Here is a 14,942-nt window from a genome sequence, read left to right on the forward strand (position 1 = left end):
CTTCATAGTTTTCACTTGATTTCCCCTTCCGAGAGGAGACCCCGCCTATGACCAGCATCGACCGCCTCGCCGAGCTCGGCACGACGACGTGGCTCGACGACCTCTCCCGCGAGCGCCTCGACTCCGGGAACCTCGCCTCGATCATCGAGGAGAAGTCGATCACCGGGGTGACGACCAACCCGTCGATCTTCAAGGCGGCGATGACCTCGGGCACGAGCTACGACGAGCAGATCGCCGAGCTCAAGGGCGAGGGCGCGGCCGCCGACGACGCGGTCTACGCGATGAGCATCGCCGACGTGCAGCGCGCCTGCGACGTGCTGCGCCCCGTCTTCGACCGGACCGACGGGGAGGACGGCCGGGTCTCCATCGAGGTCGACCCCCGGCTCGCCGACGACGGGCAGGAGACCTTCGCGCAGGCGCTCGGCCTGTGGTCGGAGGTCGACCGGCCCAACGCGATGATCAAGATCCCCGCCACGCCCGAGTCGCTGCCTGCGATCGAGGGCGCGCTCGCCGAGGGCGTAAGCGTCAACGTCACGCTCATTTTTTCCGTGGAGCGCTACCGCGAGGTCATCGCCGCCTACAAGCGCGGCATCGAGCGCGCGAAGAACGACGGCCGGGACGTCTCCCAGATCCGCTCGGTCGCGTCGTTCTTCGTCTCCCGGATGGACACCGAGGTCGACAAGCGCTTAGAGGCGGTCGGCGGCAACGCGCTTGAGCTGCGCGGGCTCGCGGGCCTGGCGAACGCGAGGGCCGCCTACGCGCTCTTCGAGTCCGAGTTCGGCGAGGACGCGGGCCTGCCCGAGGGCGCGCACCCGCAGCGCCCGCTGTGGGCCTCGACCGGGGTGAAGAACCCCGACTACCCGGCGACCCTCTACGTCGCGGGGCTCGCGGGGCCGCGCACCGTCAACACCATGCCGGAGAAGACCATCGACGCGACCCTCGACTCCGACGTCGAGCTCTCCGACACGCTGAGCGGCTCCGGGCCCGCCGCCCGCGAGACGCTCGAGAAGATCCGCCAGGCCGGCGTCGACCTCGACGACGTCACCGCCGTCCTCGAGCGCGAAGGCGTCGAAAAGTTCGTCGCCGCCTGGAAGGAGCTCCTCGACTCCATGGCCGAGCGGCTCTCCTAACACCGCCGGGCGGGCGCGACCCTGATCATCGGGGCCGCGCCCGCGACCCCTCCGGCCGGGCGGCACTCCCCCGCCCGGCCGGCGGCAGCCTCGTTGTTGAGAAAGGCAGAATCATCAATCCCGTGAGCGATGAGAAGTCCTCGAGCGAGTGGGTCAACCCGCTGCGAGACCCTTATGACAAGCGCCTGCCGCGCATCGCCGGGCCCTCCGGCATGGTCCTCTTCGGGGTGACCGGCGACCTGGCGCGAAAGAAGCTCCTGCCCGCGATCTATGACCTCGCCAACCGGGGGCTGCTGCCCGCGGGCTTCACGCTCGTGGGCTACGGGCGGCGCGGCTGGTCGGACGAGGAGTTCGCCGACTACGTCTTCGCCGCGGTGAAGGAGCGCGCCCGCACCCGCCTCAACGAAGCGGTGTGGCGCCGGCTTAAGGAGGGCCTGCGCTTCGTTAAGGGCGACTTCACCGACGACGAGGCCTTCGATCGCCTCGCGGATCTCCTCCACGAGATGGACGAGCGGCGCGGCACGTCGGGCAACTGGGCGTTCTACCTCTCCATCCCGCCGCAGCACTTCGCCGCGGTGTGCAGCCAGCTCGCGCGCAGCGGCCTGAACAAGGCCCCCGAGGGCTCGTGGCGGCGCATGGTCATCGAGAAGCCCTTCGGCCACGACTACGAGTCGGCCGCGCGCCTCAACGAGGTGGTCGGCAGCGTCTTCGACGAGGAGTCGGTGTTCCGCATCGACCACTACCTCGGCAAGGAGACGGTGCAGAACATCATGGCGCTGCGCTTCGCGAACCAGCTCTTCGAGCCGTTCTGGAACGCGAACTTCGTCGACCACGTGCAGATCACCATGGCCGAGGACATCGGCGTCGGCGGGCGCGCGGGCTACTACGCGACGATCGGCGCGGCCCGCGACGTCATCCAGAACCACCTGCTGCAGCTGCTCGCGCTCGTCGCGATGGAGGAGCCCGTCTCCTTCGACCCGGAGCAGCTCCGCGCGGAGAAGATCAAGGTGCTGCGCGCCACCTCCCCGGTCGCGCCGTTCGACGAGACGACCGCGCGCGGCCAGTACACCTCGGGCTGGCAGGGCTCGACCAAGGTGCCGGGGCTCGCCGAGGAGGAGGGCTTCGACCCCGAGTCCACGACCGAGACGTTCGCCGCCCTCACCTTAGAGGTCGCCTCGAGGCGCTGGGCGGGCGTGCCGTTCTACCTGCGCACCGGCAAGCGGCTCGGCAGCCGCGTCACGGAGATCGCCCTGGTCTTCAAGCGGCCCCCGCACCAGCCGTTTGGCGACGAGCAGACCAAGTGGCTCGGCCAGAACGCCGTGGTCATCCGCGTGCAGCCCAACGAGGGCGTGCTCATGCGCTTCGGCTCGAAGGTCCCGGGCCCGGGCATGGACGTGCGCGACGTGAACATGGACTTCTCCTACACGGAGGCGTTCACCGAGGAGTCCCCCGAGGCCTACGAGCGGCTCATCCTCGACGCGCTGCTCGACCAGTCGAGCCTGTTCCCCACCAACGACGAGGTGGAGCTCTCCTGGCGGATCCTCGACCCCATCGTCGAGTTCTGGGCGACCCAGGGCCGCCCCGAGGAGTACCAGGCCGGCACGTGGGGCCCGCCGGGCGCCGACCGGATGATGGCGCGCCAGAACCGCCAGTGGCGCCGCCCCTAGGTCTGGCCCCACCGCCCAGCCGCCCCGCGGCGGCCGACCCGTTTCTACAGTAAGGACGGAACGACAACACCGTGCGCAAGGGACTTCGAGACACCTCCACCACCGCGATCGTCGAGACCCTCCAGGAGATCCACGACGCCTCGGCGAGGTTCACCGGCCGGGTGCTCACCCTCATCATCGACGCCTCCGCGGAGACCCAGGTCGACATGCTCACCGACGTCGTCTCCGAGGCCTCGCGCGAGCACCCCTCGAGGGTGCTCATGCTGCTCGGCGGGGACGGCGCGGACGCCGAGAGCCGCGTCGACGCGGACATCCGCGTCGGCGGGGAGGCCGGCGCCAGCGAGATCGTGCTCATGAGGCTCTCCGGGGCGGTCGCGAACCACCCCGCCGCGGTCGTCACACCGCTGCTTTTGCCCGACACCCCGATCGTCACGTGGTGGCCGAACGCGGCGCCCGCCTCGCCGGCGCACCATCCTCTCGGTCGGATCGCGCAGCGGCGCATCACCGACAGCTACACCGACCCCTCCCCCGACGCGCTCGCGCGGCGGGCGAACAACTACCGGCCCGGCGACTCGGACATGGCGTGGTCGAGGATCACGCAGTGGCGAGGCCAGGTCGCCTCCGCGGTGGAGGTGCGCCCCCGCGCGCCCATCGAGTCGGTCGTCATCGAGGGCCGCGCCGACAACCCGAGCATCGACCTGGCGGCCGGGTGGCTCGCCGCGCGCCTGGGGGTGCCGGTGACCCGCGCGGGCATCGCCGAGGACTCGATCGAGGAGCAGGGACTCGACCCGCACGACACGTGCCGGCTCACCCTGAGGCGGCCCGACGGCGCGATCGTGCTCGCCAACCGGCCGGGCTCGACGGTGTCGATCGAAGGCCCCGGGCGCCCGGACTCGACGGTCGCGCTCTACCACCGCACCGCCGCGGAGCGCCTCACCGAGGAGCTGCGCCACCTCGACCCGGATCTCGCGTACGCTGCGGCGGTGGGGGCCATCGGCTCGCTTTCCTACCCGGACTTCCCCTCCCCCGTGCCCGACGGGGAGGCCTAGGCGGCGCCCGCCCCCTCCTAAAAAAAAGGGCGGCGCCGCCGGACACCGACCGCGACCAGACATAGAAGGAGCAGCTGAGAGACGTGCCCACCCCGACCCGCCGTGTGTTGAGCGACCAGGAGGAGCTCGCCCGCACCGTGGCGCTTGCCGCCATCGACACCATCGCGACCATCCAGGCCGAGGGCTCCGGCGCCCACGGCGACGGCGAGCCGCGCGTCGTCGTCACCGGCGGGGGCGCCGGCCACGCGGGGCTTGGGGAGGGCGCCACCCCGGGGGGGGGCGGGGCCGCCGGCGCGGGGGGGGGGGGGGAGCCGCGCGTCGTCGTCACCGGCGGGCGCACCGGCATCGCGGTGCTTGAGGAGCTCGCCCGCCTGGAGCGGGCCGCCGCCGCGCAGGCGGACTCCTTCCCGGCCACGAGGATCGACTGGTCTAGGCTGTGGGTCTTCTTCGGCGACGAGCGCGCCGTGCCCGTCACCCACCCGGAGTCCAACCAGGGGCAGGCGCGCGCCGCGCTGCTCAACGAGGTGCCCATCCCCGAGGCGCGCATCGTGGGCATCGACGTCCACGAGGGCGACCGGGTCGACGCCGCGGCCCGCAACTACGCCGCCGCGATCGAGAAGATCGCCCCTGAGGGTTTCGACCTGCACCTGCTGGGCCTCGGGCCGGAGGGGCACGTCAACTCGCTGTTCCCCGGCTCCGCCGCGACCGCCGAGGATGAGGCGCTTACCGCGGCGGTGCACGACTCGCCGAAGCCCCCGCCGCAGCGCGTGACGCTCACGCTGCCGGCGGTGCGCCGCGCGGACCGGGTGTGGCTGCTCGCCGCGGGCGAGGAGAAGCGCGAGGCCGCGCGCCTCGCCGCGGGCGACGCCGACCCCAACGAGGTGCCGGCCGCGGGCGCGCGCGGCCGCGCCGAGACGGTCCTCTTCCTCACCGAGGACGCCGCCGGCTAGCGCGCAGCCGCCCCAACTACGCGACAGGGCGGCCGGCCCGGGTACTCCCCGGGCCGGCCGCCCTCTTTGTATGCACTATTGCCGGCGGCTTTTTCGCCGGCGGCGCGCTAGGCGAAGCGCTGGAGCAGGTTGAGCGCGACGATGCAGATCACCCACACGAGCGCCAGCACGATGGTGTAGCGGTCGAGGTTCTTCTCCACGACCGTGGAGCCGGAGAGGTTCGCCTGGGTGCCGCCGCCGAAGAGGCTCGACAGGCCGCCGCCCTTGCCCTTGTGGAGCAGCACGAACACGGTCATGAGCACCGCGGCGATGACGAGGATGATCTGTAGCGCGAGAACCAAGATGTGCGTCCTTTAATCGGGTGGTCGGTCGGCTGATGAATCAAGGTATAAGCGGAAGGCCGTGGAGGCGCCGCCGGGCTTAGCCTACACGACGTACCTTCGCCGGCTAGGAGGCGGCGGCCGCGACGAGTCGGGCGAACTCCTGCCCGTCGAGCGAGGCGCCGCCCACGAGCGCGCCGTCGACGTCGCGCTGCCCGACGACGCCGGCGACGGTGTCGGTCGTCACCGAGCCGCCGTAGAGGATGCGGAGCTTCTCCGCGGCGTCGGCGCCGGAGAGCTCCCCTGCGGCCTCGCGGATCGCGGCGGCGACCTCCTGGGCGTCCGCGCCGCTCGCGGCGCGGCCCGTGCCGATCGCCCACACCGGCTCGTAGGCCACGACGACGCGGGAGGTGTCGTCGATGCCCTCGAGCGAGCCGCGCAGCTGCTCGGTGACGTAGTCGACGTGGCCGCCGGCGTCGCGCACCTCGGCGGGCTCGCCGACGCAGACGATCGGGGTGAGCCCCGCGCCGAGCGCGGCGCGGGCCTTCGCGGCGACGAGCTCGTCGTCCTCGCCGTGGTCGCGGCGGCGCTCGGAGTGGCCGACGACGACCCACGTGCAGTTGAGCTTCGCGAGCATCGAGGCGGCGATCTCCCCGGTGTGGGCGCCCTCCTCGTGGCGGGAGACGTCCTGCGCGCCAAACGTGATGGGCAGCCGGTCGCCCTCGATGAGGGTCTGCACGGAGCGCAGGTCGGTAAACGGCACGGTGAGCCCGACGTCGACGCGCTCGTAGTAGTCCTTGGGCAGCGCGAACGCAAGCTTCTGGACGGCGTTGAGGGCCTCGAGGTGGTTGAGGTTCATCTTCCAGTTGCCCACGACGAGCGGGGTGCGAGGCATCGACGGCTCCTTACGATCGGCGAGAAAAACTTCGGTGACGGTCCGGTCTCTGTGTAGTGAGCGCTCGCGGCGGCTAGCCGCGGCGCAGCACCTTGAGCCCCGGGAGCTCCTTGCCCTCGAGGAGCTCAAGCGAGGCGCCCCCGCCGGTGGAGATGTGGCTGTAGCCGGCCTCATCCAGGCCCAGGCGACGCACCGCGGCGGCGGAGTCGCCCCCGCCGACGACGCTGCGCGCGCCGTTTTTCGTGGCGGCGACGATCGCCTCGGCGACGCCGCGGGTGCCATCGGCGAAGCGCTCGAACTCGAAGACGCCCATCGGCCCGTTCCAGAACACCGAGCGCGCCCCGGAGAGCTCCTCGGCGAAGGCCTCGACGGTGCGGGGCCCGACGTCGAGCCCGAGCCAGCCGTCGGGGATGGCGTCGGCGTCGACGACGCGGGACTCGGCCTCGGCGTCGAACTTCTCGGCGGCGACGACGTCGACGGGCAGGGCGATGGTGTCGCCGAAGCGCTCGATGAGCCCGCGGCAGGTGTCGACGAGGTCGCGCTCGACGAGCGAGGCCTTGACGTCGATGCCGCGCGCGGCGAGAAACGTGTAGCACATGCCGCCGCCGACGAGCACCCGGTCGGCGACCGCGGCGAGCCGCTCGATGACGGCGAGCTTGTCGGAGACCTTCGCGCCGCCGAGCACGACGACGTAGGGCCGCTCGGGGTCTTCGACCATGGAGGAGAGCTCGGCAGCCTCCCGCTCGACGAGCCGCCCGGCGAACGCGGGGAGGAACTCCGCGATCGTCGCGACGGAGGCCTGCTCGCGGTGGACGACGCCGAAGCCGTCGGAGACGAACGCCCCGTTATCCGCGGCGAGCGCGGCGAGCGCCTCGGCGAGCTCGCGGCGCTCCGCGTTGTCCTTGGAGGTCTCGCGGGGATCGAAGCGGACGTTCTCGACGAGCATGACGTCGCCCTCGGTGAGCCCGTTGGCGCGCTCGTGGGCGTCCTCGCCGACGACGTCCTCGGCGAGCTGCACGTACTGGCCGAGCCGCTCGGAGAGCTCCTCGGCGACCGGCGCGAGCGAGAGCTCCGGGTCGGGCTTGCCGCCCGGGCGGCCGAGGTGCGCGGCGACGATGACCTTCGCTCCCGCCTCGGAAAGCTCCCGGATGGTGGGCAGGGACGCCTCGATGCGCCCCGCGTCGCTGATCTGCCCGCCCTCGAGCGGGACGTTGAGGTCGGCGCGCACGAGCACGTGGCGCCCGGAGACGCCGTCGGAAAGGAGGTCGTCGAGGGTCGCGATGCGGGGGTTGCTCACGGGCTTTGGTCCTCACCTTGTCTGGTCGTCGTCGCTGCCGCGGCCGCGCCGCCGGCGCCGGTGGCGCCGAGAAATGCGGGCGGTCCGCCTACCCGAGGAAGCCTACCGGACGGGCGGCCCAGGCCCCCTCGGGCCCCACCCCGCTCCCCCGGGGCGCCGTTAGCTTCGTGCCGCGTCGAGCGTGTCGGGCACCCCGAGCTTCTTGGCCTGCCGGTCCGCGGAGTCGAACAGGCGCCGAAGCCTGCCCGCGATCGCGTCTTTGGTCATCTGCGGGTCCGCGAGCCGGCCGAGCTCCTCGAGCGAGGCCTTGTCGTGCTTGATGCGCAGCTGCGCGGCCTCGAGCAGGTGGGCGTCGGCGTCGGCGCCGAGGATCTCCAGGGCGCGGCGGGCCCGGGCCGCGGACTTCGCCGCCGCCGCGCTCGAGCGGCGCTGGTTCGCGTCGTCGAAGTTCGCCAGCCGGTTGACCTCGGCGTGCGCCTCCCTTTTTAGGCGCGCCCGGTCCCACAGCAGCGCCGCGCGGTACGCGCCCATCCGGTTGAGCAGCGCGACGACGTGCTCACCGTCGCGCACGGCGACGCGGTGCCCGCCGCGCGCGCTGCGCGTCTTCGCACCGAGGCCGAGGCGCCTCGCGGCGCCGACGAGGGCGGCGCCGGGCGCGGACTCGAGCGTGTCGAGCTGCTCGCGCTCCCGCTCGCTTAAGTCGGCGTCGTCGATGTCGAGGCCGGGGCAGGCGACCTCGAGCGAGGTGGCGCGCGCCGGGTCGGCGAGCTGGCCTGCGGCGAGGAACGCGCCGCGCCACGCCGCCTCGAGCTCGGCGGGCTCCCCGCCGACGAGCGCGGGCGGCAGGCCCACGGTGCGGTGCCCGGAGCGGGTAGTCAGCCCGGTGCGGGCGAGCACCGCGCTGGCCGGGCCGGCGGCCTCGACGAGGGCTGCGGGCCCGCCCTCGGGCCCGGGCTTGACCGCGACCGCCCCGTCCGCGACGGCGGAGAGCAGCCCCGCGACGCGCTCGGCGATCGCGGGCGAGCCCGCCGGCACGGCAAGCCGCCCGCCGACCGTGCCGGGCTCCCCGCTGAAGCGCAGGTAGGCGGTGAGCTCCGCGAGCCGCACCGGGGGCCGGCGCTCGTCGACCGCGGCGAGCTCCTCCTTCGCCTCGCTGGTGAGCGTCATCGCCCTTCAAGCCCTCCTCACACGTCGGGGACGTCGTCGAATGCTGGTTCTTGATAGTCCTGGCCCGGCCCCGCCGCGGGGCGCCGGGCGGATCGCTAGCTGCCGCGCAGCGCCTCGGCGAGCGCCCGGGCGAGCGCCTCGGGGTCGTGCGCGGCGCTCGTGCCGCGGCGCACGGGGGCGACCGCGAGCCTCGCGCCGATGCCCGCGGCGGCGCGCCGGATATTGTCGCGCTCCGCCTCCGAGGGGATCGCGGAGGGGTCGACGAGCACGTAGTCGGCGCGGATGTCGGGGGCCTGCTGGCGGAGCATGTGGATGTGACGCTCCGTGGAGAAGTCCTGCGTCTCGCCGGGCTCGCCGGCGAGGTTGACGACGACGACCTTCACGGCGCTCGTCTCGGCGAGCGCGTCGACGACGCCGGGCACGAGCAGGTGCGGGATGACGCTGGAGAACCAGGAGCCCGGCCCGATCGTCACGAGGTCCGCGTCGCGGATCGCGCGGAGCGCCTCCGGGTTGGGGGTGGGGTCATCCGGCACGATGCGCACGCGGCGCACCTGCCCCGGCGTGGAGGCGACCGCCACCTGGCCGCGCACGAGCCGCATGATGCGCGGGTCGCCGCCGAGGCCGCACACGTCGGCCTCGATGTCTAAGGGCGCGTCGACGACGGGCACGACCCGGCCCCGCGCGTCGAGCGCGCGGGCCGCCTCGTCGAGGGCGGCCTGCATGGAGCCGAGCTCCTCGGCGAGACCTGCGAGGATGAGGTTGCCGACGGCGTGCCCGGCGAGCGCGCCGTGCCCGCCGAAGCGGCGCTGCAGCAACCGGGCCCACAGGGCGCGGCGGGGCTCCTCGCCGTCGGTGAGCGCGACGAGCGCCATGCGCAGGTCACCGGGCGGGACGCTGCCGAGCTCGCGGCGGATGCGCCCGGAGGAGCCGCCGTCGTCGGCGACGGTGACGATCGCGGTGATCGCGGCCGCGCCGACGCGCCGGGCCGCCTCGAGGGTGCGGTAGAGGCCGTGGCCGCCGCCGAGGGAGGCGATGCGCGGCCCGCGTGGGGTGTCGTTAGTCACGGGTGGGTGCTCGCCTGCTTCCTAGGCCGTGGCGAGGTCGCGGTGGGTGACGGTGACATCCAGGTCGCCGGCCTCGGAGAGGCGGCGGCCGATCTCCTCGGCGACCGCGACGGAGCGGTGGTGCCCGCCGGTACAGCCGATGGAGACGGTGACGAAGTTCTTGCCCTCGTGGCGGTAGCCCTCCTGCATGCCGCTGAACAGGTCGAGGAAGCGCTCGATGAAGCCCTGGGCCGCGGGCCTATCGAGCACGAAGTCGGCGACGGGCTTATCGGTGCCGCGGAACTCGCGCAGCTCGGGCTCCCAGTAGGGGTTCGGCAGGAACCGCACGTCGAGGGTGAGGTCGGAGTCGCGCGGCGCGCCGTTTTTGAAGCCGAAGGACTGGACGGTGACGTGCGGCAGCCGGTCGACGACGCGCCCGAAGGTCTCCTCGATGCGGCGGCGCAGGTCGTGGATGGACATGTCGGAGGAGTCGATGACCACGTCGGCGTCCTCCTTGATCTCGCTTAAGGTCTCCCGCTCGCGGGCGATGCCCGTGGAGAGGCTGTCGCCGCCCTGGAGGGGGTGGGTGCGCTTGACGGAGTCGAAGCGCTTGATGAGCACGTCCTCGCGCGCGTCGAGGAACAACACGATCGGCGCGAGCCCGCGGGAGCGCAGCTCGTCGAAGGTCTGCAGGATGCTGCCGCGGAACATGCGCGAGCGCACGTCCATGACCATGCCGACCCGGTCGACGGGCGAGTCGTCGGCGGCGCACATCTCCGCGAGCTCGACGATGAGCTCGGGCGGGAGGTTGTGGGCGACGTACCAGCCGTTGTCCTCGAAGACCTTCCCGGCGGTCGACAGCCCGGAGCCGGACATCCCGGTGATGAGGATGGGCGGGGCGATGAGCCTTCCCGTCCCGCCTCTTGAGGCGCTCTCCATGGTGGCCGATACTACTCGCCGCGCGCGGCGAGCGAGTCGTGGACCTTCTCCGCGAGCTTCGGGCCCACCCCCTTGACCTCGGCGATCTCGTCGACGCTCGCGGCCTTGAGCTTCTTAATCGAGCCGAAGTGCTTGACCAGCTCGGAGCGCCTCGCCGGCCCGAGGCCGGGGATATCGTCGAGCGCGGAGCGCCGCATCCGCTTCGAGCGCTTCTGCCGGTGGTAGGTGATGGCAAACCGGTGCGCCTCGTCGCGGATCCGCTGGAGGAGGAACAGGCCTTGGGAGTTGCGCGGCAGGATGACCGGGTCCTCCTCGCCGGGCACCCACAGCTCCTCGAGGCGCTTCGCGAGCCCGGCGAGCGCCACGTCCGTGATGCCGAGCTCCTCGAGGACCTCCTTGGCGGCGGCGACCTGCGGGGCGCCGCCGTCGACGATGAAGAGGTTCGGCGGGTAGGCGAAGCGCTTGTTGTCGGTGGACATCTCCTCGACGACGGCCGCGCCGCCCTCCCCGCCCGGGGCGTCCCCGCCTCCCGAGGAGTCCTTGGGGGCCTGGCCGGGCGCGCGGGCGGCGACCTCCTCGGCAAACGAGGAGCCGTCGAACTCCTCCGCGTCGGGCACGTCCGACTTGTCCTCGTGGTAGCGCAAGAACCGCCGGCGGGTGACCTCCGCGATGGAGGCGACGTCGTCGCTCTTCCCGCCGCCGGCGGCCTCCTTGATGCGGTAGCGCCGGTAGTCGGACTTGCGCGGCGCGCCGTCCTCGAACACAACCAGCGAGGCGACGACGTCGGTGCCCTGCAGGTGGGAGATGTCGGTGCACTCGATACGCAGCGGCGGGTTGTCCATGCCGAGCGCGTCCTGGATGTCGTTGAGCGCCGCGGAGCGCGCCGTGAGGTCGCCGACGCGCCGCAGTTTGTGCTGGCGCAGCGCCTCCTGGGCGTTCTTCTCCACCGTCTCCAAGAGGGCGCGCTTGTCGCCGCGCTGCGGCACCCGGAACTCCACCGGCCCGCCCCGAAGCTCCTCGAGGAGCTGGCGGGTCTCGGCGGGCTGCTGCGGCGGGGCCTGGAGGAGCAGCTGGCGCGGGATCGCGCTCGCCTTCGTCGAGCTGCCCGCACGCGAGATGTGGTCGACGCCGCGGCGCTTAATCTGCCGCTCGTCTTCTTTTCGCTCCTCCTCGGCGCGCTCCGCGGCGTCGCCGTAGAACTGGACGAGGAAGTTCTGCATGAGCGCGGGCAGCGCCGGGTCCTCCTCGCCCTCCCCGGGCGCCTCGCTGGAGGCCTGGTCGCCGGCCTTCTGCACGACCCAGCCGCGCTGGCCGCGCACCCGGCCGTCGCGCACCTGGAAGATCTGCACCGCCGCCTCGAGCTCGTCGGTCGCGAACGCGACGAGGTCGGCGTCCGTGCCGTCGGTGAGCACGATGGACTGCTGCTCGGTGAGCTTGTCGATCGCGGCTAGGTCGTCGCGCAGGTGCGCGGCGCGCTCAAAGTTGAGCTCCTCGGCGGCCTCGCGCATCTCCTTCTCCACGCGGCGGCGCACCGGGGCCGTGTTGCCGCTTAAGAAGGAGACGACCTGGTTGACGATCTCGCGGTGCTCGGCGGGGCTCACCCGCCCGATACACGGCGCGGAACACTTGTCGATGTGGCCGAGCAGGCAGGGCCGCCCCTGGAGCTCGTGGCGGTTGTAGACCGCCTTCGTGCACGTGCGCATGGGGAACACGCGGGTGAGCAGCTCGAGAGACTCGCGCACCGCCCAGGCGTGCGAGTAGGGCCCGAAGTAGCGCACGTTCTTGCGCCTAGGGCCGCGGTAGAAGAACGCGCGGGGGATCTTCTCCCCCGTGGAGACCGCGAGCATGGGGTAGGTCTTGTCGTCGCGGTACATGACGTTGAAGCGCGGATCGAACTTCTTGATCCACGTGTACTCCAGCTGGAGGGCCTCGACCTCGCTGCCGACGACGGTCCACTCGACGGACGCGCCGGTGAACACCATGGTGCGGGTCCGCGGGTGAAGATCCGCGGGGTTCTGGAAGTAGTTGTTGAGCCGCTGGCGGAGGTTCTTCGCCTTGCCGACGTAGATGACCCGGCCGTTCTCGTCGCGGAACTTGTACACCCCCGGCGAGGTGGGGATCGTGCCCGTCGCCGGGCGGTAGCTCTGCGGGTCCGCCACTTTTCCTCTCACCCCTCCCAGGAACACGTCTCTCTCAGGAGCCCAAGCGCGGGCGGCGACGGCGCCCTGGCCGCCCTACCCCGCCCGGCGCCCGCCTCAGCCCCAACGCGCAAGGCCGCCCGGGCCTTCCCGGGCGCCGCGCGTCCCGGCCGCGCGGGGCCAGCGCTTCTTTCGGGCTAGTCGTCCTCGGGCAGGTACTTCGCCTCGAGCTCGCGGAAGCGGTCGACGGTGCCGAGGATCTGAGACTTGTCGGCGGCCTGCATGGCAAGCATGGGCACGAACTCGAACTCCGGCAGCTCGAGGCGCGCGGTGCGCGCCCCGCGGGGGAAGGACAGCCCGTAGATCACGGCCCACGGGTAGAAGCGCGTGCCGATGACGTTGCGGACCTCGACGCCGTCGGCGTTGGCCCGCACCCGCGGGCGCCAGAGCATGACGCCGAGCGCGACGGCGATGATGGTGCCGATGCCGACGAACGCGAGCTTGTCGACCGTGGTGACCGCCGCTCCGGTGTCGCCCACGCCGACGACCGCGGCCATGAAGATGTGGATCGCCATGACCACGACGACCGCCGCGACGGCGAGGCGGCGCATGAACGGCGAGCGGCACTCGAACTCCCATGGCTTGTCGCTCGTCGCGGCCGCCGGGTCGAGCGCGGTGTAGAGGTTCTCCTCGTCCTCGCTCAGCCGCCGCCGGGCCGGCCGGTCGACCCGGTCCGCGGCGCCGCCGGGCGCCGCGCCCTCGCCTTGGTTCTGTGCCTTCGTCACGGCCCCTAAGCCTACCGCCCGCCCGGCGAAGGACCTAAGAGCGCGGCCCGCCCCGAGCCACCACATTCACCCCGGTTTGTCTTGCCTAATAATACGGGTTTGGGTAGCGTATGCGCAGCGCACGCGCGCGGCCCCGCCGACCCGGTGCGCCCCGGCGGGCGCCCCATCCTTCGGTTTTTTAGGTAAAGGACGCGCATGCGACGATCCTCTCTTCCCCGCCGCGCGGCGGCGCTCGCCGCGGCGACGCTCGCCCTCGGCTCGCTGACCACCGCCGCCCTGCCCGCGGCCCTCGCGGCGCCCGCCCCGGGCGGCCCGGCCGCCGAGTCGCGCCCCTCGCCCATCACACTGGACGTCACGGCCACCCAGAACGGCCGCGAGATCGACCTCTCCGGCGGGCTCGCCGACCTCGACGTCACCCAGCCCACCGTGTTCCGCTTCCGCGGCGAGAACTACCTACCCGCGGCCGACTCGGCCGCGGTCAACGGCACCTACGTCATGGTCGCCGACCAGGAGAAGTGGCGCGTCGGCGAGGAGATCCACATGACCGGCGACGGCGACGCGCTCGTCGCCGACTGGATCACCCCGGCGCAAATCAAAAAGGGCGGCGGCTCCTGGGAGCGCACCCTCACCGTCGGCGGCGACACGTTCAAGCCCGGGCGCAGCTACGTCGTCGGCGCCGCCGCCGCGCACGCCCTGGTCTTGAGCGAGCGGCACTTCGACCGCGGCTTCTCCTTCACCGTCCCGGAGGCCACCCACGGCCCCGGGGTGCCCGCGCCTGTCGCGGTGCGCGCCGCCGTCGACGAGAAGCGCAACGTCAAGGTCGAGTGGGACTACGACAAGAGCATCCCCGGCACCCGCTTCCGCGTCACGCTGCGCTGCGTCGCCGAGTGCGGCCCGCTCAACGCCGACCGGCCCCGCCAGGTCGACGTGTCGCGATCCGCGGGGCGCGAGTACACCTTCACCGACTCCGACCCGGGCGTCTACGTCGCGTCCGTCTACGCCGCCCGCGACGGGGAGGACGGCGAGCCGGTCTTCTCCCCGGAGGCGCACAGCGCCCCCATCGCCGTCGGCGACGTCACGATCCCCGAGGAGCTGCTCACCCCGCCCGCCCCGGGGACCACCGCCGCGACCTCGGCGCCGGGGACCGCCGCGCCCACGACCGGCCCCTCGACCGGCGCGCCGTCGACCACGACGACCACGACGGAGCCGACGAGCGCCGAGACCGCCGGCACCGAGCCGACGAGCACGACGCCGAGCAGCATTTCGCAGACCCCGCCGACCGGCGGCGACGGCGAGACGCCCCCGCCGAATCAGGAGCCCACGCCCCAGCCGCCCGCGACCGAGGGTCCGGCCGGCGAGACCCCTGACGAGACGGCGCCGACGGACAAGAAGCCCGCCGGGGACGAGCCCGCCAACGGCGAGAAGCAAGACGCCCCCTCTGCCGCCGGGGCCGACGGGGAAAAGCCCACGGGCGCGGCCGCCGCCCAGGCCCAGGGCGAGAAGCGCCCCGCCCCGGCCGCGAGCCCCGCGCCGGCAGCTAAGCCCCAGCAGCCCGCGCCGGC

12 protein-coding genes and 1 pseudogene are annotated in these 14,942 nt (G+C 72.8%); 5 read left to right on the forward strand and 8 right to left on the reverse strand.

The window, feature by feature from the left end; translation table 11 throughout:
• Positions 1-47: 47 nt before the first annotated feature.
• The 4 genes from tal (at position 48) to pgl (ending at position 4,796) form a co-directional block, all read left to right on the forward strand.
• Complete coding sequence (gene tal, locus HMPREF9719_RS03530; RefSeq protein WP_004600592.1) at positions 48-1,130, forward strand: transaldolase; 1,083 nt, start codon at positions 48-50, stop codon at positions 1,128-1,130.
• A gap of 122 nt (positions 1,131-1,252) precedes the next feature.
• Positions 1,253-2,797 carry a glucose-6-phosphate dehydrogenase gene (zwf, locus tag HMPREF9719_RS03535; RefSeq protein ID WP_004600593.1) on the forward strand — a complete coding sequence of 515 codons (1,545 nt, stop codon included), beginning with the start codon at positions 1,253-1,255 and terminating at the stop codon, positions 2,795-2,797.
• Between the two features lie 71 nt (positions 2,798-2,868).
• Positions 2,869-3,846 (forward strand): glucose-6-phosphate dehydrogenase assembly protein OpcA, encoded by a 978-nt coding sequence (locus HMPREF9719_RS03540; protein ID WP_004600594.1) that lies wholly within the window; start codon positions 2,869-2,871, stop codon positions 3,844-3,846.
• 83 nt (positions 3,847-3,929) lie between these two features.
• Positions 3,930-4,796, forward strand: a complete 867-nt coding sequence (pgl, locus tag HMPREF9719_RS03545; RefSeq protein ID WP_004600595.1) for a 6-phosphogluconolactonase — start codon at positions 3,930-3,932, stop codon at positions 4,794-4,796.
• Positions 4,797-4,903: 107 nt separating this feature from the next.
• Here pgl and secG read toward each other — a convergent pair whose 3' ends face one another.
• The 8 genes from secG to HMPREF9719_RS03585 form a co-directional block, all read right to left on the reverse strand.
• Positions 4,904-5,137 (reverse strand): preprotein translocase subunit SecG, encoded by a 234-nt coding sequence (gene secG, locus HMPREF9719_RS03550; protein ID WP_004600596.1) that lies wholly within the window; start codon positions 5,135-5,137, stop codon positions 4,904-4,906.
• Between the two features lie 106 nt (positions 5,138-5,243).
• Complete coding sequence (gene tpiA / locus HMPREF9719_RS03555; protein ID WP_004600597.1) at positions 5,244-6,011, reverse strand: triose-phosphate isomerase; 768 nt, start codon at positions 6,009-6,011, stop codon at positions 5,244-5,246.
• A gap of 73 nt (positions 6,012-6,084) precedes the next feature.
• A complete protein-coding gene (locus HMPREF9719_RS03560) occupies positions 6,085-7,308 on the reverse strand; it encodes a phosphoglycerate kinase (protein ID WP_004600598.1) in 1,224 nt (407 codons plus the stop codon).
• Positions 7,309-7,467: 159 nt separating this feature from the next.
• Complete coding sequence (gene whiA / locus HMPREF9719_RS03565) at positions 7,468-8,475, reverse strand: DNA-binding protein WhiA (RefSeq protein WP_004600599.1); 1,008 nt, start codon at positions 8,473-8,475, stop codon at positions 7,468-7,470.
• A 95-nt stretch (positions 8,476-8,570) separates the two neighbouring features.
• Positions 8,571-9,539 (reverse strand): gluconeogenesis factor YvcK family protein, encoded by a 969-nt coding sequence (locus HMPREF9719_RS03570; protein WP_004600600.1) that lies wholly within the window; start codon positions 9,537-9,539, stop codon positions 8,571-8,573.
• Positions 9,540-9,560: 21 nt separating this feature from the next.
• Positions 9,561-10,457, reverse strand: a complete 897-nt coding sequence (rapZ, locus tag HMPREF9719_RS03575; RefSeq protein WP_004600601.1) for an RNase adapter RapZ — start codon at positions 10,455-10,457, stop codon at positions 9,561-9,563.
• Between the two features lie 11 nt (positions 10,458-10,468).
• Positions 10,469-12,616, reverse strand: a complete 2,148-nt coding sequence (gene uvrC, locus HMPREF9719_RS03580; protein WP_004600602.1) for an excinuclease ABC subunit UvrC — start codon at positions 12,614-12,616, stop codon at positions 10,469-10,471.
• Between the two features lie 176 nt (positions 12,617-12,792).
• Positions 12,793-13,380, reverse strand: coding sequence for a PH domain-containing protein (locus HMPREF9719_RS03585; RefSeq protein WP_004601892.1), 588 nt, complete (start codon positions 13,378-13,380; stop codon positions 12,793-12,795).
• Between the two features lie 195 nt (positions 13,381-13,575).
• Between HMPREF9719_RS03585 and HMPREF9719_RS03590 the strand changes: the two are divergent.
• Positions 13,576-14,942: pseudogene (locus HMPREF9719_RS03590) on the forward strand (hypothetical protein); the annotation flags it as partial.

The sequence above is a fragment of the Corynebacterium otitidis ATCC 51513 genome (assembly GCF_000296405.1).
Lineage (GTDB): Bacteria > Actinomycetota > Actinomycetes > Mycobacteriales > Mycobacteriaceae > Corynebacterium > Corynebacterium otitidis.